At 55.2% G+C, this 23,711-nt stretch carries 25 protein-coding genes and 1 pseudogene; 15 read left to right on the top strand and 11 right to left on the bottom strand.

What is annotated here, in order from left to right:
* The first annotated feature begins 103 nt into the window (after positions 1–103).
* A pseudogene (gene mntP, locus PanJK_RS09145) lies at positions 104–675 on the top strand (manganese efflux pump MntP).
* 148 nt (positions 676–823) lie between these two features.
* Entirely contained in the window at positions 824–1,510 is a 687-nt protein-coding gene (locus PanJK_RS09150; RefSeq protein WP_265299104.1) for a ZIP family metal transporter, read from the top strand.
* Between the two features lie 180 nt (positions 1,511–1,690).
* Here the strand turns inward: PanJK_RS09150 and PanJK_RS09155 are convergent, their stop codons facing one another.
* Positions 1,691–1,849 carry a hypothetical protein gene (locus PanJK_RS09155; RefSeq protein ID WP_256698479.1) on the bottom strand — a complete coding sequence of 53 codons (159 nt, stop codon included), beginning with the start codon at positions 1,847–1,849 and terminating at the stop codon, positions 1,691–1,693.
* 9 nt (positions 1,850–1,858) lie between these two features.
* Complete coding sequence (locus PanJK_RS09160) at positions 1,859–2,095, bottom strand: hypothetical protein (RefSeq protein ID WP_256698478.1); 237 nt, start codon at positions 2,093–2,095, stop codon at positions 1,859–1,861.
* Positions 2,096–2,513: 418 nt separating this feature from the next.
* On the opposite strand from PanJK_RS09160, the gene PanJK_RS09165 reads away from it, so the two are divergent.
* Positions 2,514–3,473 carry an autotransporter domain-containing protein gene (locus tag PanJK_RS09165; protein WP_265299107.1) on the top strand — a complete coding sequence of 320 codons (960 nt, stop codon included), beginning with the start codon at positions 2,514–2,516 and terminating at the stop codon, positions 3,471–3,473.
* Between the two features lie 51 nt (positions 3,474–3,524).
* Here PanJK_RS09165 and PanJK_RS09170 read toward each other — a convergent pair whose 3' ends face one another.
* The 7 genes from PanJK_RS09170 to PanJK_RS09200 all read right to left on the bottom strand — a co-directional run bounded on the left by PanJK_RS09170 (position 3,525) and on the right by PanJK_RS09200 (position 11,459).
* Positions 3,525–5,567 carry a pyridoxamine 5'-phosphate oxidase family protein gene (locus tag PanJK_RS09170; RefSeq protein ID WP_265299110.1) on the bottom strand — a complete coding sequence of 681 codons (2,043 nt, stop codon included), beginning with the start codon at positions 5,565–5,567 and terminating at the stop codon, positions 3,525–3,527.
* Positions 5,568–5,577: 10 nt separating this feature from the next.
* Positions 5,578–6,195: a glutathione S-transferase family protein gene (locus PanJK_RS09175; protein ID WP_265299112.1), complete on the bottom strand. Its 618-nt coding sequence runs from the start codon at positions 6,193–6,195 to the stop codon at positions 5,578–5,580.
* A gap of 129 nt (positions 6,196–6,324) precedes the next feature.
* Complete coding sequence (locus tag PanJK_RS09180) at positions 6,325–6,837, bottom strand: ferritin-like domain-containing protein (protein WP_265299114.1); 513 nt, start codon at positions 6,835–6,837, stop codon at positions 6,325–6,327.
* 69 nt (positions 6,838–6,906) lie between these two features.
* Positions 6,907–7,089 (bottom strand): general stress protein, encoded by a 183-nt coding sequence (locus PanJK_RS09185; RefSeq protein WP_007893075.1) that lies wholly within the window; start codon positions 7,087–7,089, stop codon positions 6,907–6,909.
* Positions 7,090–7,498: 409 nt separating this feature from the next.
* Positions 7,499–8,905: an MFS transporter gene (locus PanJK_RS09190; RefSeq protein ID WP_265299117.1), complete on the bottom strand. Its 1,407-nt coding sequence runs from the start codon at positions 8,903–8,905 to the stop codon at positions 7,499–7,501.
* Positions 8,906–9,045: 140 nt separating this feature from the next.
* Complete coding sequence (locus PanJK_RS09195; RefSeq protein ID WP_265299119.1) at positions 9,046–10,134, bottom strand: tartrate dehydrogenase; 1,089 nt, start codon at positions 10,132–10,134, stop codon at positions 9,046–9,048.
* Between the two features lie 14 nt (positions 10,135–10,148).
* Positions 10,149–11,459, bottom strand: coding sequence for an MFS transporter (locus tag PanJK_RS09200; RefSeq protein ID WP_265299121.1), 1,311 nt, complete (start codon positions 11,457–11,459; stop codon positions 10,149–10,151).
* Between the two features lie 130 nt (positions 11,460–11,589).
* Here PanJK_RS09200 and PanJK_RS09205 point away from each other — a divergent pair, with 130 nt between their 5' ends.
* The 12 genes from PanJK_RS09205 (at position 11,590) to PanJK_RS09260 (ending at position 21,998) form a co-directional block, all read left to right on the top strand.
* Positions 11,590–12,498, top strand: a complete 909-nt coding sequence (locus PanJK_RS09205) for a LysR family transcriptional regulator (protein WP_265299123.1) — start codon at positions 11,590–11,592, stop codon at positions 12,496–12,498.
* A gap of 228 nt (positions 12,499–12,726) precedes the next feature.
* Complete coding sequence (locus PanJK_RS09210) at positions 12,727–13,686, top strand: LysR family transcriptional regulator (RefSeq protein ID WP_265299125.1); 960 nt, start codon at positions 12,727–12,729, stop codon at positions 13,684–13,686.
* 296 nt (positions 13,687–13,982) lie between these two features.
* Positions 13,983–15,437 (top strand): NAD(P)-binding domain-containing protein, encoded by a 1,455-nt coding sequence (locus PanJK_RS09215; RefSeq protein ID WP_265299127.1) that lies wholly within the window; start codon positions 13,983–13,985, stop codon positions 15,435–15,437.
* Positions 15,434–15,916 (top strand): CMD domain-containing protein, encoded by a 483-nt coding sequence (locus PanJK_RS09220; protein WP_265299129.1) that lies wholly within the window; start codon positions 15,434–15,436, stop codon positions 15,914–15,916. The genes PanJK_RS09215 and PanJK_RS09220 overlap by 4 nt, the downstream gene beginning before the upstream one ends.
* On the top strand, positions 15,913–16,479 hold the full coding sequence (locus PanJK_RS09225) for a peroxidase-related enzyme (RefSeq protein ID WP_265299131.1): 567 nt from the start codon (positions 15,913–15,915) through the stop codon (positions 16,477–16,479). Before PanJK_RS09220 ends, PanJK_RS09225 begins: the two co-directional genes overlap by 4 nt.
* 10 nt (positions 16,480–16,489) lie before the next feature.
* Entirely contained in the window at positions 16,490–17,227 is a 738-nt protein-coding gene (locus PanJK_RS09230; RefSeq protein WP_265299132.1) for an amino acid ABC transporter ATP-binding protein, read from the top strand.
* 20 nt (positions 17,228–17,247) lie between these two features.
* A complete protein-coding gene (locus tag PanJK_RS09235) occupies positions 17,248–18,063 on the top strand; it encodes a transporter substrate-binding domain-containing protein (RefSeq protein ID WP_256697371.1) in 816 nt (271 codons plus the stop codon).
* Positions 18,064–18,133: 70 nt separating this feature from the next.
* Complete coding sequence (locus PanJK_RS09240; RefSeq protein WP_256698446.1) at positions 18,134–18,820, top strand: amino acid ABC transporter permease; 687 nt, start codon at positions 18,134–18,136, stop codon at positions 18,818–18,820.
* A 15-nt stretch (positions 18,821–18,835) separates the two neighbouring features.
* Complete coding sequence (locus tag PanJK_RS09245) at positions 18,836–19,528, top strand: amino acid ABC transporter permease (protein ID WP_265299135.1); 693 nt, start codon at positions 18,836–18,838, stop codon at positions 19,526–19,528.
* 163 nt (positions 19,529–19,691) lie between these two features.
* A complete protein-coding gene (locus PanJK_RS09250; protein WP_256697368.1) occupies positions 19,692–20,234 on the top strand; it encodes a winged helix-turn-helix transcriptional regulator in 543 nt (180 codons plus the stop codon).
* A gap of 20 nt (positions 20,235–20,254) precedes the next feature.
* A complete protein-coding gene (gene fabF, locus PanJK_RS09255; protein WP_265299138.1) occupies positions 20,255–21,532 on the top strand; it encodes a beta-ketoacyl-ACP synthase II in 1,278 nt (425 codons plus the stop codon).
* Positions 21,533–21,575: 43 nt separating this feature from the next.
* Positions 21,576–21,998 (top strand): MarR family winged helix-turn-helix transcriptional regulator, encoded by a 423-nt coding sequence (locus tag PanJK_RS09260; protein ID WP_265299140.1) that lies wholly within the window; start codon positions 21,576–21,578, stop codon positions 21,996–21,998.
* On the opposite strand, the gene PanJK_RS09265 is transcribed toward PanJK_RS09260, so the two are convergent.
* Positions 21,981–22,394 carry an ester cyclase gene (locus tag PanJK_RS09265; protein WP_265299143.1) on the bottom strand — a complete coding sequence of 138 codons (414 nt, stop codon included), beginning with the start codon at positions 22,392–22,394 and terminating at the stop codon, positions 21,981–21,983. The genes PanJK_RS09260 and PanJK_RS09265 overlap by 18 nt on opposite strands.
* Positions 22,395–22,594: 200 nt before the next feature.
* Positions 22,595–23,659: a mannonate dehydratase gene (gene uxuA / locus PanJK_RS09270; RefSeq protein WP_265299145.1), complete on the bottom strand. Its 1,065-nt coding sequence runs from the start codon at positions 23,657–23,659 to the stop codon at positions 22,595–22,597.
* Positions 23,660–23,711: the final 52 nt, after the last annotated feature.

Raw genomic sequence — 23,711 nt, forward strand, 5'->3', positions numbered from 1 at the left:
TGAATTTTAAGGTTTTTTTATTTGTTAATTTATGGCAGGATAGCGACCTATTAAAATCTAACGCTCTCTTTTTCCATTTCGAGAGCTGTCCCTGGAATCAGTTATGAGCTTTTATGCTGTGATCATTCTGGTTTTGGTATGTCGATGGACGCTTTTGCCGCCGCCATTGGCAAAGGTGCCGCACTTCATCGTCCACCTTTTAAAGAAGTGCTACGCACAGGACTTATCTTCGGGATAATTGAAGCGATTACGCCGGTAATTGGCTGGGGTATTGGGCTTGCGGCCAGCCAGTTCATTATGAACTGGGATCACTGGGTGGCGTTCATACTCCTCTTTGTGCTGGGTTCACGCATGATCGTGGAAGGCATCCGAAAAGATCCAAACGAACCAGAAGTGGTTCAACATCGTCATGGTTTCTGGCTTCTTGTCACGACAGCCATTGCCACCAGCCTTGATGCCATGGCTGTTGGCGTAGGGCTGGCATTTCTGCAGGTAAACATCGTGGTAACGGCACTGGCGATCGGTGCAGCGACAACACTGATGGCGGCAAGCGGCATGTTGCTGGGTAGATTTCTTGGCGCAAAAATTGGTAAATGGGCGGAAATTCTCGGCGGCCTGGTGCTTATCGGTATTGGCAGCTCGATCCTCGTTGAACATCTGGGTTTGCTTAACTAAAGAACTCCCTCTCTTTCTTAACGCTATTTGACTCAGCAAGTAGCGATGTCAGGCGCGATGATTCGTGCCTTTCTTTTGGTAAATAATAGCCTGACATCGTGATATCCCTTCCTCGCTGGAACTTGACTATCATCCAAAGGACCTTCGCATGCTCATGACGCTACTTTACACCCTCTTTCCTGTCAGCGCTGCTGTAGCGGGTGCCGGTGCTGCGCTTTTCCGCCAGCCCGGCGAAAAAACCATGAGTCTGATACATCACTTTACCGCTGGAGTGATCTTCTCAGCAGCAGCTACCGAAGTGCTACCAGGGCTAAAACAGCATTCAATGATGGCAGTCATTGCCGGAGGTGTGACAGGTGTCGTTCTGATGATGCTTATTCAACACTACGGAGAGAAGGTGGCCAGTAAATCAGGCATGCTGATAGCCATCGGCATAGACATCTTTATTGACGGTTTAGTATTGGGCATCAGTTTCGCTGCAGGCGCGAAGACCGGCATTATGCTTACGCTGGCACTGACGCTTGAAATCCTTTTTCTTGGGCTTTCGGTCGTTGGCAATTTGAAAGCTTTGCTGGGCAGCAAAATGAGAGTGCTGGTTGCCGTAGCCGGTATCGCGCTCCTACTGCCAATCGGTTCCATGTTAGGCACGCCGGTGGCACAATTGGGCGAGTTCTGGCTGACCTATTTTCTCTCATTTGGTCTCGTGGCTTTGCTCTATCTGGTGACAGAAGAACTATTGGTGGAAGCTCACAAAGGTGATCGTGATACGCCACTTGGAACCGCTATGTTTTTTGCGGGATTCATGATCCTGATGCTTATAGAGGAAGGGCTCTGAAACGAATATATAAATGGATGACTGCGACTTAATACATGATTCTAAATCTGCTTCTCATCCAGAGAAAAGGTCCGCTATTCGCTGTGAGCTGTCATTCACGTTCGTTGCATTAGGTTGAGGCTATTCTGGAAAAAATAATATTCTTTCTTAAAAGGATGTGAATCTGCCGTGTCGAATATCTTACGTGATCAGCAACTCTTTCAGCAGCGTTTCGCCAACCCCTAACGTATGCCCAACACGATCACGGAGATCCATCAATACACCGCGCTCATTCGGCTTAATACCCTGTAGTGCCAGATTATCGCCAACCGGGTTCAGTGGCGTATCGGCTGAAATCATTGATGACAGTCAGGGCAAAGACAGATTCTCAAACATCTGCTCCAACAACACGATGGCAAAATCCATGTAGAAATAGGCGTCATAGAGGGGTTCGATATTGGATTCACCGGTTATCAATACAGCCACCTTCCGGGCGAAATCGTGAGAAATGTAGGTTTCTTCGCCACCGAGTGACCTCCCCACGACAAGCGATACCAGAAGGAAGAATGCGCATTTAACTACCCAGCGGGCATGTGTTTGAGCCATTGGTAACAACCTCAATTTATCCTCGGAACATCATTGAAGGCTTGCCTGGCAGGGTTCAGTGCCAATATTTGTTAGAGTTCATTACGGGGAGGCATCTAACGTTGTGACCTAATTTCGTTCCTTAGTCATCGCTAGTGAAAAAACTTCTAAATTCTCCAGGTTTCAATAATTACCTTACATAGCAAATAATAATCACTAAACTCATCATCACCGATACTAAAAGCTACATCCATTCAAACGTCTATCAATAAATGACTACTTATTATAATTATTGTCACTTTATAGAAAAATAATGATGAAAATAGCTTTCAATTTCTTAGTCCGGTCTAAAATGAAGTGAATATTTGTTTTGTAAATTTGCGGTGCTGCAATGCCATAAGAAACTATCACTCGTGAGGTATGACAACTGGAGTTAAACATGGCTCTTTTCTTTTCTCGTATAAAAACTATTCTAATTAGCGTAATGCTTCTGATGAGTTATACCAGTTTTGCTGCAGATGATACCCCTCTAAAAAGTCGCGCGAATGCCGTTCTTTCCCTGATGAGCTACACGGTGGTACCGGATGTCACCGCAAGTGACCTCAATATCGGTGCTGACACCAAAGAAAAAAACTCGCTTTCAATTACGCAGTTTGGCGGCGGTGCAACGCTTAGTGAAGAATTTCCTCTCTATCTCGAAGGTACGCTCGGTTACAGTCGCTATGATCCCCAATTTGTTATTTCTAATGGCAATGAAAGCCGCAAAATTCCCGTTAAATGGAATAGCTTAACTGCGACTGGCGGTATTGGCTGGGATATAAAACTCCATACCGATAAACTCGGCGGCAATTGGGTCCTGCGGCCAATAGCAAATTTCACCTTAGGTACAATGGCCAGCGATCTGCGTATTGGCGCTTTTGTTCTGCAAAAAAAATTTAAAGATGCAGACTACAAATTTCTGGATGGTGGCCGCCTCAATGCGTATGGCTTGGGGGGATCGTTAATGCTGGATTATGAATTATTTAGCAAAGAGCAGGATATAGATGTTGAGTTGCGCTACTCATACCAAGAGCTCAATAGTTTCGGCAATACTTCTGATGCGGTAAGCGGGAGTGCTACGGCGGAAAATCTCGGACTCTATTTGCGTCGTCGTGCTCCAATTTCAGATTGGACGTTATTAGGTAGTCCTTTGCGCTATGTGCTTGAAGCTGCACGCACTGAATATTTGGGTGAGCAGCGTGGGCAATTAGGATTCGATAGCTTAAATTCATTGGGTGTTGGGCTCGAGCTTGATAGTAGTAAATATCCGGTTTTTATCAGTCGTACACGAATAGTGGCACGTTATATGTTCGGAAATAATACGCAGGGATATGGCGTGGGGCTGGCCATGAGTTTTTAATGAAAATTAGTATTACCATCTATAAAGGCAAAGTGCGGTAAACCTCGTCACTCACAGCGCCAGTTGAATCACCTGCACTTCACCTTCCTGCTGCGCCGGTCTTGCGCAGCAGATCAGCACTTCATCATCCGCCACTTGCGCGCTCGGAGGCGTTGGGTAAGTCACCGCGCCTTGCAGCAGTTTGGTTTTACAGCTGCCGCAATGTCCGGCGCGACAGCTGTATGCCGGGCTTAGGCCTCGCGCTTCCGCCAGTTCCAGCAGCGAACCGGCATCCGGCGTCCAGCGCGCCTCTTTCCGTGAATCCATAAACTTCACCGGCACCGATTGCGTTGCCACCGGCAATAGTGGTTTTTCTTCAGCCACCACATCGCGGGAACGCTGCAGCGACGACGGGCCAAAAGCCTCGGCGTGAATGCGATCATCGGCGATATTCAAGGTGCGTAGCCCGTCGTACAGCGCTTGGGTAAATTGCGGCGGACCGCACAGATAGAAGTCGTAATCGTTAAACGGCAGCACCCGCGAGAGCAGCGCCATATCGATGCGGCCGGCAAAATCGTAATCAACATCCGCTTCTGCGTCCGCCGTCTGGCTCAGCACGCGCACTAGCTTCACCGCGCCATGCGCCGCCGCCAGCAACGGGTCGAGTTCGCGCACAAAAGGGCGCTCGGCTTTGCTGCGCGCCGACTGAAACAGAAACGTAGGGCGCAGGCGCTGTTTGCGCACTCCTTCGTATATCAGATGTCGCAGCATCGCCAGCATCGGCGTGATGCCCACGCCAGCGGCAAGCAGCACCGCCGGACGCGGTTCGCTGGCGTCGAGAGTAAAATCACCCGCCGGCGCACGCGCTTCCAGCGTATCTCCGGTGTGGAGATGATCGTGCAGGTAGCACGAAACCACGCCATCGCGCTTGACGCTGATGCGGTAAAAATTCTCCGATGGCGCGACCGAAAGCGTGTAGGCGCGCATCAGCGGCTTATCCGTACCGGGCAACTGCAGGCGAATCGGCAGATGTTGACCGGCCAGATGCGGCAACAGACCCGCGCCATCATCCGGCACTAAATGAAACGAGCGGATCGTGGCGCTCTCATCCACCACCTTAATCACTTTGAACGGACGCCAGCGCGATGCCAGATCTGCTGCACGCAGGCGTTCGTCGGCGGTTTGCCAGTCGCCGGTCATCAGTGAACTGGGTGCGATGCCATCCGGCGGCGTTAACCAGCGTAAGGCGAGGGCGGCACGACGACGCACGATACGGCGCGGGCGAAACGTCCACAGCCGCTCGGCACCCTGAAAAGCGGCGATCTCTGGCGAGTCGAGAATCACTTCGGCATCGCCGCTCAGTTGCAGCGTGTCGCCGCTGGCGTAATCGACAAACAGCAATCCCGCTTTGCCATTCTGATGAATGTTGCCGAGCGTGTTGAAGAACAAGTTGCCGTTGAAGTCGGGAATGGTCATCAGGCCATCTTCGCTGACGCGCACGAAGCCCGCTTTACCGCCGCGATGCGAGGCATCAACCTGGCGTTCGGCATAGGTGGCGACGTAGAAGGTATCGGCTGCAGCGATGGTGGCGTGGGCGGCATCATCCAGCGCGCTCAGGGTTTCCACCTCTCCGCGATAAGGCTCGGCGGGATCGCGTGCATAGTGAAAATCACGTAGCTGGATATAGCGCGGGCAGTTGCCAAAACTCTGCTCCACCTGCACGCGAAAGCCACCGCCAATCGTCTGCAGCACGCCGTTCATGCGATTGCGACGCCGCGTGTGCAGCTCGATGCCGAGCAGCCCAACCGGCGCGCCATCCTGCATGCCCGCCGCCGCCGGATCGCCTTGATGCGGACGCGCCTCAATATCCAGCGTGCTGGCATTCGGCGAGAAGATAAAACCGGGTTGGCCTTCCAGTAGCGTGGCCCACGCATCGCCGTGCGCATCAACGCTGCCCGCCACAATAAACGGCAGCTGTGCGTAGAAGTCTCGATGTTGATCGGGCATGTGATGGCGGATTACGCGCTGGCCGACGTCCGCCATGCGTTCCGCCACGCCCGCCTGCTGCTGCAGCGCGATTTCACCCTGATGCCAAACCGATAGTTTCTTGCTCATGATGGTGGACTCAGGCGATGCTGCGCAGGCCAGCCGCAGTTTGCGGGAAGGGCACAAAGCCCGGCAGCGCTTCGATACGACGCAACAGCACGTTCACCGCCGGATAGCCGGAGAGATCGACATTGCCTTCTGGCGCACCGACGATATAACTGTACTGCGCGATGTCGGCGATTGTCGGGCCATCGCCGACCAGCCATTCACGGCCTTCGAGATGCTGCTCAATGCGTGACAGCACCAGATGTGCGCGGCCAATCACCTCTTCCGGATTGAACGGGCGGCCAAACACGGTAATCAACCGCGCCGCTGCCGGACCAAAGGCGATATCTCCGGCAGCAACGGTGAGCCAGCGCTGCACTGCCGCCGCGCCAGCGGCATCTTCCGGCAGCCATTCGCTGCGACCGCTTTTCTTCGCCAGATAGACCAGAATGGCGTTGGAGTCGGCAATAAACACGCCGTCATCTTCCAGCACCGGCACCTGACCAAACGGATTCATGGCGAGAAATTCCGACGTTTTGTTTTCGCCAGTTTTGAGATCGACATCGATAACCTCATGCGGCACATCCAGCAGCGACAGGAACAGACGTGCGCGGTGAGCATGGCCAGAAAGCGGGAAGTGATAGAGTTTCATATTGCGGTTCCTTAGGTGTTGCTCGGGATGATCCCGAGCCTTGCCATAAGGTTCGCACAGACAATTTAGCGGCAGAATAGCCGGGTTAGCGAAGTCATTGTTGCGAAAAATGGAAGAATCAGAGGCGGACTACTTTTTGGCTTCAACGCCAGGCGTAGCGGAACGAATCAAATACTGTTCGGTCACGTCAGGCAAATGCGTCAAGGTCCAGTCGGCCATGGCGATTTCCTGCTCGCGAATGCGTGAGAAGATATCGGCACTTTCATGGTCGTTTAGGTGCTGTGCCGCCGCGATCAATGAGGTGTAGCTGGCGATCTCAAGGTGTTCGAAAACATTGCCGCTGATTGCGCCTTTCACCACTTCATCTTCCACCATCACGCCGCCAATCGACTGACCAAAGGCAGAGATTTTGCCGGCAATATCTTTCAATACCGACTGAGAAGTGGAGTAGCGATCGATCACGCTTTGCACCAACGTCTGATGTTCACGGGTCTCAACAATATGCTGCTCGATGCGCAGCTTCAGGTCGGGATAGTGTTCGAGGCGCGAGGCCATTTTTTCCAGCATTTTCTCGGCTTGTTTTTCCATGGCGTGGGCATCTCTCACCCAATCCAGAAAGTGTGCTTCGCTATTATTACTCATAATATGTGGTCCTGTTTAAGAGTGGGAAAATGCGGCGGTAAGCCAAATTAACGGCCCGCCGCCATAACGTTATTCGGGAGATTTATCGACGACGCGACGGCTTTTCTTCCCGCCTTTTCGCCCGGCTTCAATTGCACGTTCTGGATTATTGCGAAAATTGCCGCCACTTAATTGGCCGCCTTTTTTTCCCGCTTCGCGGGCTCTTTCCGGGTCCATGGCAAAATTGCCAGAACCGCCTCTTGGTGTTGTCATCATGAATACCTCAGATAATGGGGATAACGCATATTTCACTTACCCTTTAAGGTTAGTCGTTAAAGCCTAACGCGCATTAAGGGTTATTAGGATTTATCTTATCTGTGTTGATATTGTTCAGGTATTTTTCTTCGACAAGGAGGGTAAATTAAGAGGGTGATAATTATTTTTTCGTGACCATTTTTTCATTGAAAATAAATTTACGCTTCGAATTTATATATTTACTCTTCAATGTGATGAAATGAATCAATATTCCTGATTTTTGTTTTTTACTTAAGGTTTGATTAACATTCTCATCATTAGTCATTATCTCAAAACGGATATAAAAAATATAAATCCTTATATGAAGGTGATTATTTTTAGCGAAGCGCACAGATTAATGTTTTTAACGTTAATCTATGCGCGAATATTATTTTACCAGCACTTGCGCACCGGCATTTTTTTCCAGCCTCAACACGTCAAAGAGTGACAGTAGCACCAACAACGCCACACCGGCGAAGGCGATATGAATATCGCTCTGCGCGATTTCGCTATGTTCCTGCCACAACATCGATGCGCGTAAGAACAGCGCCGCCAGCGCGATGCCCGCGCTCATGCTGAACTGGAAGAAGATGCTGAACACCACTGAGGCATCGCTCATTTTGTTTTGCGGCACATCGGCAAAGCCCAGGCTGTTGTAGCAGCTGAACTGCAGCGAGCGCGACAGCCCGCCAATAAACAGAATCGCGGCGATGGCGAAGTAGCCCAGCGACGGAGTGAGCAGCAAGCAGCCGAGCATCGCCACGAGGCTGATCACGCCGTTGATCATCAACACGCGACGAAAGCCCCAGCGATTCATTAGCCAGGTTGTTGCCGGCTTCATCGCCAGGTTTCCGGCAAATACCCACAGCACCATCGCACCGGCCTGCGCCGCGCTCCAGCCAAAGCCCAGCTGAAACAGCAGCGGCAGCAAATAGGGCACTGCATTGATCGAAGCGCGGAAGAAGGAACCGCCAATTATCGCATTGCGGAAGGTGGCAATTTTCATCGCGCTAAACGGCAGCAGCGGCTGCGGATGGCGGAAGCTATGACGATACGCCAGCCAGCTGCACAGCACGCCCAGCAGCAGCAACGGAATGCCAAAATTGAGATGCATCTGCCCGAGCGCTTCCAGTGCGATAATCAATGAGGTGCAGGCGGTGGCGGTCAGCACAAAGCCGCGCACGTCAAACGGCCGCAGCTGTTCACTTTTAAACTGCGGCACCAGATAAGCGGTGGCGATAATGGCGAGGATGCCGAGCGGAATATTGAGCCAGAAAATCCACGGCCAATGCCCGTAGGTGACAATCAAACCGCCCAGCGGCGGGCCAAGCACCGGCGCAATCAAGCCCGGCCAGGTAATAAAGGCGATGGTTTTCACCATCTCCTTTTTTTCGGTGACGCGCAGCACCACCATGCGACCGACCGGCACCATCATCGCGCCGCCAATACCTTGCAAAATACGGCTCAGCGTGAACATCGCCAGCGTTTCGCTGAAGCCACACAAAATTGAGGCGAGGGTGAAAATCAGGATGGCGCTGGCAAACACGGTTCGCGCGCCAAAGCGCTCCGCCAGCCAGCCGCTCATCGGAATAAATACTGCCACCGCCAGTAAATAGGCGCTGACGCCAATGTTCAGCGCCACCGGGCTGGAGGCGAAATCGCGCGCCATCTGCGGAAGCGCGGTGGTGATCACCGTGGCATCGAGGTTTTCCATAAAGAAGGTTACTGCGACCAATAATGCTAACAGCAGGGTGCGATAGGAATTCGGTTTGGCTTCTCTGCCTGAGTCGATCATGCGAGATCCTGCGAAAACAGAAGGATGCAAAGACTTTTAATGAAAAGCGCGGCAGGTGCAAACCGAATTGTTTAGCAAAATGTTGATGCCGTCGTAGGGTCGCCATTCATGGCGACCACAACCATACGCACGTGGTTAAATCAGACGGCCTCAGCCACGCTAGCTTTGGCCTCAATAAACGCCACCACCGCTTTCGTCACTTCTGCGGTATTCGCCGTGCCGCCAACATCCGGTGTCAGAATGCCCTGCGCGCAGACATATTCGATCCCTTGCATAATCAGCGCCGCCGCGTCGCGCTCGCCGAGATGCTCCAGCATCTGCACCGCTGTCCAGAACGTGGCGATCGGATTGGCGATGCCTTTGCCGGTGATATCGAACGCCGAGCCGTGAATCGGTTCAAACATCGACGGGAAGCGACGTTCAGGATCAATATTAGCGGTAGGCGCAACGCCTAAACTGCCCGCCAGCGCACCGGCCAGATCCGACAGAATATCGGCGTGCAGATTGGTGGCAACAATGGTGTCGAGGCTCTGCGGATGCAGCGTCATGCGATGCGTCATCGCATCTACCAGCATTTTGTCCCACTGCACGTCCGGGAACTCCTGCGCAACTTCGGCGGCAATCTCATCCCACATCACCATACCGTGACGCTGGGCGTTGGATTTGGTCACCACCGTCAGCAGCTTGCGCGGACGCGACTGCGCCAGTTTGAAGGCATAACGCATAATGCGCGTCACGCCAACGCGGGTGAAAATCGCCACTTCGGTGCCAACTTCCTCCGGCAAACCACGATGCGCGCGGCCGCCGTTACCGGAATATTCGCCTTCTGAATTTTCTCGCACAATCACCCAATCGAGATCGCCGGGGCCGCGATTGCGCAGCGGTGAGGTGACGCCCGGCAGAATTTTGGTGGGACGCACGTTGGCGTACTGGTCAAAGCCCTGACAAATCGGCAAACGCAAACCCCACAAGGTGATGTGATCCGGCACGTCGGGCGCACCGACCGCGCCAAAGTAAATCGCATCAAACGTCTTCAGCGTTTGCAGGCCATCTTCCGGCATCATCATGCCGTGTTGCTTGTAGTAATCCGAGCCCCAGTCAAACGTCTGCACGTTGAACTTGAGCTGCGGATCGTGACGCGTCAACGCGTGCAGCACTTCCACGCCAGCAGAGATCACTTCCGGGCCAATACCATCCGCAGGAATCGCGGCAATCGAATAGTTACGCATGTTGTTTCTCCAGATCAATGAGTATGAGGATAGGGGATTTTCGCCGTTTGCGGTCGGTTACCGCTGGCGGCGAGCAGCAGAACCACAATGGCCGACAGCGCCAGCAGTCCCGCCACGAAATACAGGCCCCACGTATAGCTGCCGGTTTGCTGGCGGATCACGCCAATCATCATCGGGCCGACAAAGCCGCCAAGGTTGCCGATGGAGTTGATAGTGGCGATGCCCGCCGCCGCCGCCGGACCGCTCAGGAACAAGGTCGGCATACTCCACAGCGGCGGTTTTGAGGCGCTGATGCCGACGGTGACCAGCGTCAGGGCGATAATCACGGTGAACAGCGTGCTGACGTTACCGGCATAAATCAGGCCAGCCGCCGCCAGCAAACAGGCACCAATCACATGCCAGCTGCGCTCTTTGGTGCGGTCGGAGTGGCGCGCCCACAGGATCATGGCGATCACGCCGATCACCGCCGGGAAGGCATTAAGGAAACCGATCTCCATCGAGGATGCGCCGAAGCTGCGGATGATCTGTGGCGACCAGATGCCGAGCGTGTACAAACCCGCTGACGTACCGAAGTAAACCAGCGCCAGCGCTAACACCCGTTTATCCATCAATCCGCGCCATGCGCTGCTGTGGCTATTTTTGACGGCGCGCGCCTGCTCTTCGGCCTGCATGGTGGTTTCCAGCCACGCACGCTCCTCATCGGTAAGCCATTTGGCTTTTGCCGGGCGGTCGGTGAGGTAAAACAGCACCACGATGCCGAACAGCAGCGCCGGAACCGCCTCCAGCACAAACATCCATTGCCAACCGGCGTAGCCCAGCAGGCCGTGCATCTGCAGCAGGGCGGCGGAGAGGGGCGATCCCAGCGCGGTGGAAAGCGGCGCGGCAGCCATAAAGATGGCGGTGACCTGCGCCCGTTTCGCCGCCGGGAACCAGTAGCTGAGATAGAGGATGATGCCGGGGAAGAATCCGGCTTCCGCCACGCCTAGCAGAAAGCGCAGCACGTAAAAGCTGGTGGTGCCCTGCACAAAAGCCATGCAGCCGGAAACCAATCCCCAGGTGATCATCACGCGCGCAATCCAGATGCGGGCGCCGACTTTATGCAGAATTAAATTCGACGGCACTTCAAACAGAAAATAACCGAGGAAAAATATTCCGGCGCCAAAGCCAAATACCGTGGGCGAGAAACCTAAATCCTGATTCATGGTTAATGCAGCAAAACCAATATTGACGCGATCGAGAAAAGCGATGAAGTAGAGCAGCATGATGAAGGGCACAATGCGTAACGTCACTTTACGCATCATCCTTTTTTCGAGGTGAGAGTTCATATTAAAGTGCTCCAGATTGTGTAGGGTGGTGTTATTTTTTTGTAATCGAGTTCAGTATGCAGTTTTGCTTTGGCTTATCATCAGATGTGGATTATATAAACTATTTGCATAATCAACGGGTGAGGGGAATGTGGATATAAATCAATTGCGTTGCTTTGTTGCGGTGGGTAAAGAACTGCATTTTGGCCGCGCCGCACAAAAGATGGAAATGATGCCTGCGTCACTTTCTCGCTTCATTCGTTTACTTGAAGAGGACCTTGGCGTGCGTCTGTTAAATCGTTCGACGCGTAATGTTTCATTAACCGCCGAAGGCGCACTCTTTTTTGACGACGCCAGCAAATTAATCGATCAATTTGATGCGCTGGCTAAACGTTTTAAAGTGGGATTAAAAGATGAACGTCGCACATTACGTATTGGCGCAATTGATAGTGCCGCGCGTGGATTAGTTCCGGCGTTACTTAATTTATTTGTTCCGCTGCATCCGCACAGCGATATTCATATTATTGAAGACAAGACCATTAATTTAATGCCGAAATTAAAGTCGGGCTGGCTGGATATGATTTTTATTCGCGAGCCGCAAAGTATTGATGCGACATTAGCAGTGCGCTTTATTACCCGCGAAAGCTGCGTGCTGGCGGTGCCAATCCAGCATGCGCTGGCGCAGCGCGAACGCGTGGCGGTGGCCGATTTTCAGCATGAAGCGATGATCATTCCCGATCGCCGCACACGCCCGCACAGTCACGATCTCACCATGAGCCTGTTTAAACTGGCGGGATTCACGCCGCACATCGCGCAGTTTGCTGAAGAGAAGCAAACCATTCTGAGCCTGGTTTCTGCCGGGCTGGGATTGGCGGTGGTGCCCGCTTCCTATCGCACCATGAACAGCGACAGCGTCAGTTATATTGCGCTGGATCTGCCGGAAAAGATTAAAGGTTTGCCGCTGAGCATTGCCTGGCAGAAGGGCAACGAAGATCGTTTTCTACTGGATATGCTGCGTTTGCTGCATGAGCATCAGCGTGAGCTGACGGCGAAGTTGTGATCGCTGGCCCTCACCCTAACCCTCTCCCATAAATGGGAGAGGGAACTGTCTGCTGCGGGGTGGCATATTCTCCCACCTAATTGTTCCCTCTCCCGCCTGCGGGAGAGGGCTAGGGTGAGGGACAACGCGCACTTTCCCCCTGTGGCTAATTCCCACGACTCTCTCTATGATGAAAACTTTCCCGCACCAATGTCGGGACTGATCAATGAGTTAGGGAAAAATCGCGCGATGACCATTTTAAACGACCTGGATTTGCGGCAGCTGGAAGCCTTCTCGGCGGTGATCTCTGCCGGTAGCGTCACCGCGGCGGCGAAGGCGCTCAATCGCTCGCAGCCGGCGGTGTCGCGTTTGATTCAGGAGCTGGAGCAATCGCTGGGTTATCCGCTGTTTATCCGCAACGGGCCGCGTATTCATCCCTCGGAAGAGGCGCTGCAGCTGCATCAATACGTGCAGAAAGCGCTGCTCTCATTGCAGCAGATTCGCCTGCGTGCGCAGGAGATCGCCCATCAACAACATCGTCCGCTGAGCATTGCCGCCACGCCTGCACTGGCGGCGGGTTTGCTGCCGCAGGCGCTGGCCGCGCTCAATTTGCAGAACAAAGTGCAGATCATCAGTGAATCCGCAGTGCAGACGGCGCATGCGGTGATCACTGCCGAAGCCGATCTCGGTTTATGCAGTTTGCCGCTGGAGCATCACGCGGTGGAGCTGCACTGGATTGGGCAATCGCAGTGCGTGGTGGCGCTGCCGGAGAACGATGAGCTGGCGGCGCAATCTCAACTGTCGTTGAGCAGCCTGGCGGGACGGCGATTGATTGCGCCGTGGAGCCCGCAGCGGCTGCGCGGACGCTACGAAAAAGCGCTGAGAAAGGTCAAAACGCCGCTGCACGAAACCATCGAAACCAACTCCTCCGCCAATATTCTCGGCTGTGTGCGCGCCGGGCTGGGCGTGGCGATCCTCGAACCGGTCACCGCATGGGGCATGCCGCTGGCCGGTGTGGCGATTCGTCCGCTGGAGGAGGATATTCCTTATTATTTTGGCGTGATTACGCCGCAGGGGCGCCAGATTTCTGCTGCTGCGCAGGCACTGGTTGAGGCTTTGGCAGATGCTGCCGCCACTCTGTTGCCGGGTTTTGAGCGTCTGCCTGCGAGCGAGCATCCGCGTATTATGCGGTTGATTAATCAGGAATAAAGTGTTGTGCGGTGATTAGCGAGGTCGCCATGAATGGCGACCCTCGTATGGCCATCAAATCCGCTTATAACATTTCCGGCATAAGATATAAGAAATCCATTGGTCAAAAGCTGAGCGAGATTATTGACTCTGTTTTGGGGCAAGAGGATTATGCAAAGCCTTAGCTCTTACTATGCGGTTTAGTGATTATTACCCATTAACTATGTGTTATCAGGATAATGGAAATGCATAGTAACTAACGCGCTTTAGTGGTTTCGTCCGCACTCTGGCGGCCGCTTATTTCTGGGAAAACGTGTATGACTTATGCCGCCGATGGCCTTGCCGCGCTGGAAGCTCAGCTTCAGCAGGATCTGGAATATCTTGAACTGCCCGCGAAATCCTGGGTGCCCGAGCGCACGCAGGACGGCGCGCCGGTGCGTGACGTGGTGGTGATCGGCGCTGGCATGTGCGGGCTGGCGGCAGTGGCGAAATTGCAGTTCACCGGCATCAGCAATGTGGTGGCGTATGACGCCGCACCCGCCGGGCTGGAAGGTCCGTGGGTGACCTTTGCGCGCATGGAAACGCTGCGTTCACCGAAATCCCTGCACGGCCCGGCGCTTGGTATGGCGCAACTGACGTTCCGCGCGTGGTTCACCGCGCAGTGGGGCAAAGCAGCCTGGCAAGCGCTGGATAAAATTCCCAAAGCGCAGTGGATGGATTACCTGATTTGGTATCGCAAGGTGCTGAATCTGCCGGTGCGCAACAATGTGCGCGTCAACAACATTGCCTTTGCCGATGATCTGATTGCTCTCGATCTCAGCGGTGCCGAAACCGGCCGTATTTATACCCGCCGTTTAGTGCTGGCCACCGGACGTTCTGGCCTTGGCGGTTTCGCCGTGCCGGATTTCCTGCAAGGTGTTGGCCGCCAGTTCTGGGCGCACTCCGCCGACGACATTGATTTCGCTGCCCTAAAAGGCAAACGCATTGCGGTGATTGGTGCGGGCGCATCCTCGATGGATAACGCCGCCACCGCGCTGGAACACGGCGCGGGCGCAGTAGATTTGCTGATTCGTCGTAAGCAGATGCCGCGCATCAACAAAATGACCGGCATCGGCAGTCAGGGCGTGGTGCACGGCATGCATCAGCTGCCGGACGCGTGGAAGTGGAAGTTTGTCGATTACACCGCCACCACGCAAACGCCGCCGCCGCGCTCCTCAACGCTGCGCGTGTCGCGCCATGCCAATGCGCGCTTCTTGCTTGATTGCGGCATCAATGCGGTGAAAGAAGAAGCCGATGGCCTGCTGATTGAAACCACGCAAGGCCCGCTGCGCTACGACTACCTGATCGCTGCGACCGGCTTTAGCAACGATTTCCACGGCCGCCCGGAGTTTGCCGCCATCGCGCCGCATATTCGCAGCTGGCGTGACGGACGCTATCAGCCACAAATGGGCGCGCCGCGTCACGGTTTGCTGGAAGCACCGGATCTCGGCCCCGCTTTTGAATTCCGCGAACTGACGCCAGGCGCATGTCCGCTGTTGGCGCACATTCACTGCTTTAACGATGCAGCGATGCTGACGCACGGCAAAGTCTCCGGCGATATTCCGGCGGTAAGCGCCGGTGCCGATCGTCTGGTGCGCGGCATCACCGCTTCGCTGTTTGCCGAAGACGTCGAGCAGCATTACGCCAACTTACAGGCTTTTGATACCCCTGAATTGCAGGGCGATGAATGGGTGGATTCCACGCCCTTACTCAACCAGGAGAACGCGCAGTGAGTGACGCAATTGATCGCGCAGTCGGCTTAAACGCTGAAGATGCGCTGTATGGCACGCGCCGCCTGCGCCCGGAATTTGTTGACGGCGCGGAACAGTGCCGCCTCTCGGTGCTGGCACCAAACGACTATCAGGGCTTAGCGCCGGATGTGCGTTTGGCGCTGGCACAGCGCATGGCGCAGCTCAATCACGACGCCGAGTTGCAACAGGATTATCAGACGCAGCTGGCGACGTTGCAGCCTTCGGATGATTTGCTGGCGCTGGCGGCAGGCGCAAGCGATCTGCCAGAACCGCTGGCGACGATTGCACGCCATGCCGATCTCGTTACCCAGCAGCCAATGAATGCCACCGAGCAGCACATTCGCTTGCTGGAGCAGGCGGGATTGAACAATCCGCAGATTGTGGCGCTCTCCGAGCTGATCGCTTTTGTTAACTTCCAGACGCGCGTCGCGGCCGGATTACGTTTGTTGAGGTCTGCATGATTCCGTCGGTTAATCTCAAGCCACTGCATTGGCACCCGTATATCGCGCCGGTTGAGGTGGCAGATGCCACGCCCGCGCAGCTCGATGCGATGAAAGTGACGCCATCCAACAAGAAGATCTCCGAATATGTGCGCACGTTAGCGCACGATCCCGACAGCTACGTAGCGCGTACCGTGCTGTTCAACGCCATTATGTATGTCGATGGCGGGCTGGATCGTGCGGATCGTGAACTCGGCGCGCTGGGTGCGTCGATCGTCAACGGCTGCAAATATTGCGCGGTGGTACACGCGCGTCGCCATGCGCAGCTGGCCGAGAGTGATGCGGTGGTGAGCGCCATCTATTTTGATCGTGCGGATGTGCTCGGCGAGCGTGATGCGGCGATCTACCGTTTTGCCCGTCGCCTGTCGGTGACGCCGTCCGAAGCCAGCGCCGAGGATATGGCGGCACTGCGCGCGGTCGGCATGAACGATCAGGAGATTGTCGATCTGATCCACGCCATCGCCATTTTTGGCTGGGCCAACCGTCTGATGCATGTGCTTGGCCATGCTGACCTGAACAAATAAGGGCTGCTGCATGTTAGAACTCAACGATATTACGCTCGCTTACGGCAGCACGCCGATCCTGAAAGGTGTCGATCTGTCGGTGAAACGCGGCGATGTGGTGTCGATCATCGGGCCAAGCGGCACCGGTAAAACCACGCTGCTGCGCTGCATTAACTATCTGGCGAAACCGGCGTCGGGCACCATTCAGCTCGATCAGATCCGCATGGATTATCAGTCACCGGATAAAGCGGCGATCCAGGCGATCCGCCTGCGCACCGCGATGGTGTTCCAGCAGTTCAACGTGTTCAAAAACATGACGGTGCTGGAAAACGTGATGGATCCGCTGATCGTCATTCAACGCAAAAGCAAGCAGCAAGCGCGCGATATCGCCGTGCAGGAGCTGGATCGCGTGGGATTGGGTGCCAAGCTCGATCACTATCCGTCGCAGCTTTCCGGCGGCCAGCTGCAGCGTACCGGCATCGCCCGTGCGCTGGCGGTGCGACCTGATGTGATGCTGTTTGATGAACCGACCTCATCGCTCGATCCAGAGCTGGTGGGCGAGGTGCTGAAAGTGATTAAAGATGTGGCGTCCTCCGGCATTACCTCGCTGCTGGTGACGCACGAAATGCAATTTGCCAAAAGCATCTCGAACCGCATCGTCTTTATGGATCAGGGCGTGGTGGCCGCGCAGGGCAGCCCGACCGAGATGTTCGATAATCCAACCCTGCCGCGACTTGCTCAGTTCCTCAATTCAGAACGTGTATTCTAATAATTAAAGGAATCAACGACATGCCTGCAATCAAAACCACCTTACGTCGCCTGGCCGCGCCTGGCATCATCGCGCTGGCACTGATCAGCGGTAACAGCTTCGCCGACGCGGTGCGCACCATCAAAATTGCCACCGCAGCGGAATCTAAACCGCTGTCGTGGGGCGCGATTGGTCACGAGCCGCAGGGCTACGAGCCGGACGTGCTGAAAGCCATCAACGCCAAACTGCCGCAGTACAAATTTGTGATGGAAGGTGCGGCGGATATCGCCCAGGAAACCGGCCTTGCCACCGGCAAATATGACATGGCGACCGGCGGTTACTACAAAGCGCCAACGCGCAGCAAACAGTTCCTGATCCCGGATGCGCCAATCGGTGCCAGCCTGATGAAGATCTACAGCCGCAGCGATAGCACCATCAACAGCATGAAAGATCTGGTCGGCAAGAACATCGTACCGGTCACCGCTGGCGGCGGCGTGTACAAATTCGTGACCCAGTGGCAGCAGGAAAACCCGAACGACAAGGTTGAGATCAAAGCCTCGAGCGCTGGCGTGCCTTATCCGGATCGTCTGAAAGAGGTGCAGCGTGGCAAATATGATGCGCTGATCCTGCCTTCGAATCTCGGCGAGCAAACGGTGATCGACAACCAGAAACTGGCAATCAAAGCCAGCGAGCCGGTGGCCATCAACAACACTTACGTGCTGATTCATCGTTCCGCCGAGAACCAAGCGCTGAATGATGACATCAACAAAACGCTGCAGCAGCTGAAAGCCGACGGCACGCTGGATAAGCTGGCGCAGAAGTGGTTTGGCGAAGACGTCACGAAGTACATGAAGTAAGGATTCATTAAAGCTGCGCCCGGCGCAGCTTCATTGTTAGCAGGAGTGTTTCACCGTGAATCTGTCTTCGATGATTCCCGAGCTGCTCTCGGCGCTGCCGTTGACGCTTGGCATAATGTTTGTCGCGATGATCGTCGGGTTCTTCCTGGCGCTGATCGCCACCGTATTCCGCGTGCGCCGCATCCCGGTCATCAGCCAATTTGTCGATTTGTACGTCTCGTACGCGCGCAGCGTGCCGGTGGTGCTGCAGCTGTTTGTCGCTTTTTATGGCTTGCCGCTGGTGGCCGAGCAGTTTGGCTTCAGCGATTTTGTCACCGCCAATATCGCGGCGATGATTGGCCTGAGCCTGTATCACGGCGGTTATCTGTCGGAAGTGATGCGCCCGGCGTTTCTCGCCGTGGAGAACGGCCAGCATGACGCCGCCGACAGCATGGGCTACAGCTTCCGCCAGAAAATGCTGCGCATTGTTGGTCCGCAAGCGGTGCACTATGCGCTGCCTGGCTACGGCAATGCGATTATCTATCTGATTCATAACGTGGCGCTGGTGATGTACATCGGTGCGGCGGATGTGATGGCGACTGCGCATCTGATTATGGAACGCGACTACAACCAATATCAGTTCGGCACTTATCTGGTGCTGGCGGTGCTCTATTCGCTGCTGTGCGGCGTGGCGTGGTTGATTATCCGTTTCTTCGAACAACGTCACGCGAAGTACAGCTCGAAAACCGCTGCACGCGTCAAATTCACCAGCGTCTGATAAGGGAGAGAAACCATGTTTGATCTTGAGGTTTTGCTGCCGGACTTCTGGAGCATTCTCGATGCGGTGCCGGTGACGCTGCTGATGGCGGTGACGGTGTTTATCTGCTCGACGCTGCTCGGCGGGCTGTTTGCCTTTATTGAACATCGCCGCATTCCAGTGCTGCGCCAGTTGGTGATCGCGTACAAGATTGCCTTCAAAGGCGTGCCGATGTTGGTGGTGATTTTCCTCGCCTATTACGGTTTGCCGCCGGCGCTGGACTTCGTCGCCACACTAATTGGCGTGAAAGTGAATGCGCACTCACTGCCGAATTGGGTGATCATCATCGTCGCCTTGAGTGCCTGCGTCGCGGCGTTTCAGGCGGAAGTGTGGAAGGGCGCACTTAACTCGTTTGATAGCGGACAATCGGATGCGGCGCTGTCGCTGGGTTACAGCGGCGGTCAGCTGTTCCGCCGCGTGATGTTCCCGCAGATTATCGTGGCGGCGATTCCCGATCTGGCCAACGCCTTTATGGTGATCATGAAAGCGTTGTCGCTGGCGTTTGCCATTGAAGTGGTGGATATCTTTGCCCAAGCGCAGCTGACGGCGGCGCTGAATTTCTATTACCTCGAAGCCTTCCTGGTGGCGGTGGTGTTTTACATGGTGATTGCCTATGTGGTGACCAAGATCGCCGACAAGATCGAGGCGAGGTTGCGGGTGCGGACGTAAAGCCAGGTCGCCATGAATGGCGACCCTACGAAACCCTGTAAGGTGCGCATTCATGCGCACCTTTTTTTATGCTCGCTATAAACTTTCATTCTGCAAGTTACTTGCAAAATGAAAGTCACTCTGCAACAGTATCCGCCATCATACCGATGTCGGATACCCAGTCATGAAAAACCAACCGCTCAACAACATGCCTTGTCCCATCGCGCGCAGCCTTGGGCGCATTGGCGATGGCTGGAGCATGCTGATCATGCGCGACGCGCTGGCCGGTTTTACCCGCTTCGATGAATTCCAGAAAAGCAGCGGCGTGGCGCCCAACATCTTGTCGCGGCGGCTGAAAGCGCTGGTGGACGATGGTTTGCTGGAGAAGGTGTGTTACAGCACCAGCCCGGCACGCTTTGAATATCACCTGACGGCTGTAGGCCGCGATTTTCGCGGCGTGATTCTGGCGCTCGCCGAGTGGGGCAACACCCATTTCTCGCCGGAAGGTCGTCAGATGCAGCTGGTGGAAACCGCCACGCAGCGTCCGGTGAAGATGCAACTGGTTGATAGCGAAAACGGACAGCCGCTGACGCTGGATAAATATCAGATGGTGCCCGGCCCGGCAGCGGAGCCGATGATGCACTATCGCCATGATTATCTGCAGAAAAAACGCGCTGGAGATAGCACCCAAAAATTTGCGCCGCCGGCGCTGCAATCATCACGCTGACGTGCAACGAGCACCTGCAGATGAAGGAGTTAAAGATGAAACGAATTGTCATTACCGGCATGGGGCTGGTATCGCCGCTGGGATGCGGCACGGAAGCGGTTTGGCAGGCGCTGCTGGCGGGAAAATCGGGCATCAGCGCCTTGCCAGCGGAAATGGTGCAAGACATCGCCTGCAAAGTGGCGGGACAGGTGCCGACGCTGGAGCAGGATGCGCTGCACGGTTTCAATCCCGACGGCATTATTGCCGCCAAAGATCGTAAGAAGATGGATCGCTTTATTGAGTTCGCGCTGGTGGCCGCGCATGAATCGCTGACGCAAGCTAACTGGTACCCGCAGGACAACGCGCAGCAGCAGCGCACCGCCACGGTGATCGCCACCGGCATCGGCGGGTTTAATGAGATCGCCAACGCGGTCGAAACCACCGCCGCGCGTGGGCCGCGCCGTCTGTCGCCGTTTACCATTCCTTCGTTCCTCGCCAATCTGGCGGCCGGACACGTTTCGATTGCGCACGGTTTTCGTGGGCCGATTGGCGCGCCGGTGACGGCTTGCGCGGCGGGTGCGCAGGCGATTGGTGATGCGGCACGAATGATTCGCAGCGGCGAAGCGGATATCGCGCTGTGCGGCGGCACTGAAGCGGCGATCCATCGCGTGAGCCTGGCCGGATTTGCGGCGGCGAAAGCAATGTCGGGCGGCTTTAACGATCGTCCCGAGCAGGCTTCGCGTCCGTTCGATCGCGACCGCGACGGCTTTGTAATGGGCGAGGGCGCGGGATTGCTGGTGATTGAATCGCTGGAACATGCGCAGGCGCGCGGCGCGACACCGCTGGCGGAGCTGGTGGGCTACGGCACCAGCGCGGATGCTTACCATCTCACCGCCGGTCCGGAAAATGGTGAGGGCGCGCGTCGGGCGATGGAAACCGCGCTGGCGCAGGCGGGTATTACCGCGCGCGAGGTGCAGCATATCAATGCGCATGCCACGTCGACGCCGGTTGGCGACAAGGGCGAGTTGGCCGCAATTAGCGCGCTGTTCGCTGGCAGCAAGGTGGCGATTACCTCCACCAAATCGGCCACCGGACATTTGCTTGGTGCGGCGGGCGGCGTGGAAGCGATCTTCTCGATTCTGGCGCTGCGCGATCAGGTTGCACCGCCGACGCTCAATCTGCAGCATCCGGATGAAGCGGCTGCTGGCCTGAATTTGGTGGCGCTGAAACCACAGTCGACGGCGATGACCTATGCGCTTTCCAACGGTTTTGGCTTTGGCGGCGTGAATGCCAGTTTGTTGTTTAAAGCCTGGCAATAGGTTTCCTATAATGGACCGACGATAGCGCGCAGGAATCGCCCCTTTGAGCACTGAAAATGAAACCCAGCAGCTGGCGGAAGAGCTCCGTAAGATGGTCAGTCATTTGGTACGTAACGTCCGCGTCAGCACCGCGACCGTGCGCACCTCGCAATATGAAACCTTAGATCTGCTCGACAGCCATGACGCGCTTTCTATCGCCGATCTCGCGAGGCTGCGCGGCGTGAAGCATCAAAGCATGCGATTAGTGATTAACGAACTCGAGGCGCAAGATTTGGTGCTGCGACAAAAAAGCGCGCAGGACGCGCGGGCGCAGGTGATTGTGCTGAGCGATCAGGCGCGCGCTGCGTTGGCGGCCGCACGTCAACAGCGTGCCGACTGGCTTGCGGCGCGCATCAATCAAACACTCGACCAGCAGGATCGCGACGATCTGCAAAAAGGGCTGGCTGCGTTACGCAAACTGCTTTAACTGCGTCATCACCGCCGCCAGCGTGTTCATGCCCCAATGTTCCGCGTATTTTCCCTCTTCAATTCGCACCATATCGATCACCGCGATCGTTACAGGTAAACCGGTGGGCGCGATGCCCATCAGCGATCCGCTGTGAACGCCGGTTATTGTTTTGCGCGTGGTGACCCAATCGCGCTCGGCGATTTGATCTTCAATGTGCACCTGAAGATGGGAGAAAGCAGGGCGCAGGATCTGATCGAAGGTGTACCAAAGACTTTCGCGATCGCTGGGCGCGCCGGCTGGCGCTGAGCGGTTAATGAAGTTTTCGCCGACGAGTTGATCGAAAGCCTGGCGATCGCCTTCGGCAATCACCTGCTGATTGAATCGACGCACAACGGCTTTGTTATGTTCTGACATGGTGAGTCCCCGCTGAATATGTACAGTTTAACTGTATATATTTAACGGCAAGTGGGAAGGGGGAGTTTGATAGCTTGTGCGGTGAAGGCTGCTGCGCGTTGATGCCCTCACCCCGGCCCTCTCCCACGGGGAGAGGGAGCAAAAAATCCCCTCTCCCGCTTGCGGGAGAGGGCTAGGGTGAGGGACAAAGCGCACTCAACTCAGCGCTTACTCAGCGCTTCCCACAATCCCAGCAGATAGGTGGTGCCCAGCGCGCGGTCGTACAAACCGTAGCCCGGACGGCCGGTTTCACCCCAGATAAAGCGACCGTGATCCGAGCGGATGTAACCATCGAAGCCGTTGTCATGCATCGACTGCAGCACTTTATACATATCCAGCGAACCGTATTCCGTTGGGTGCGCGCACTCGTAGAAATCTTTGTCCTGAATAATCTTGATGTTACGTACATGGGCAAACGGAATGCGTTTGCGGCGCGAGAATTCGGCCAGAATAGCGTACACATCATTACTCGGATCTTCGGCAATCGATCCGGTACACAGCGTGATGCCGTTGGCCTCAGAATCGACCACGTTACAGATCCAGTCGAGATCGTCGCGGTTCTTCACCACGCGCGGCAGGCCGAAGATCGAATACGGTGGATCGTCCGGATGGATCGCCATCTTCACGCCCACTTCTTCACATACCGGGATCACCGCTTTCAGGAAGTAAGCGAGGTTTTCGCGCAGTTTCGCGTCATCCACATCTTTATATTGGGCAAACAGATCCTGCACTTTTGCCAGACGTTCCGGTTCCCAGCCCGGCAGGGCGAAACCATTGGAGTTGCCGAGCACTTCCTGCACCACCTCGTCGAGGCTCTTATCGATGCCTTTCTTCTCGAACGCCATGGTGAGCGAGCCATCCGGCAGCACGTAGTTCATGTCGGTTTTCATCCAGTCGAACACCGGCATGAAGTTGTAGCAAATCACCTTCACGCCAACCTCGGCCAGGTTGCGGATGCTCTGCTTATAATTTTCGATATATCGATCTCGGCTCGGCAAACCGATTTTGATGTCGTCGTGAATATTGACGCTTTCGATCACTTCCACGGTGAGCCCGGCGGCATGCACCTGCTCAACCAGCGCGTTAATCTTCTCTTTCGGCCAGGTTTCGCCCACTGGCACGTCATACAGCGCGCCCACTACGCCGCGCACGCCCGGCACCTGACGAATATATTCCAGCGAAACCTTATCTTCTTTCGGACCAAACCAACGCATTGTCAGTTGCATACTGTCATCCACCGTTATCGTATCTGTGATAACTGGTAAACTACCATTCTAG

This window comes from Pantoea sp. JK (assembly GCF_026130245.1).
GTDB classification, from domain to species: Bacteria; Pseudomonadota; Gammaproteobacteria; order Enterobacterales; family Enterobacteriaceae; genus Pantoea; species Pantoea trifolii.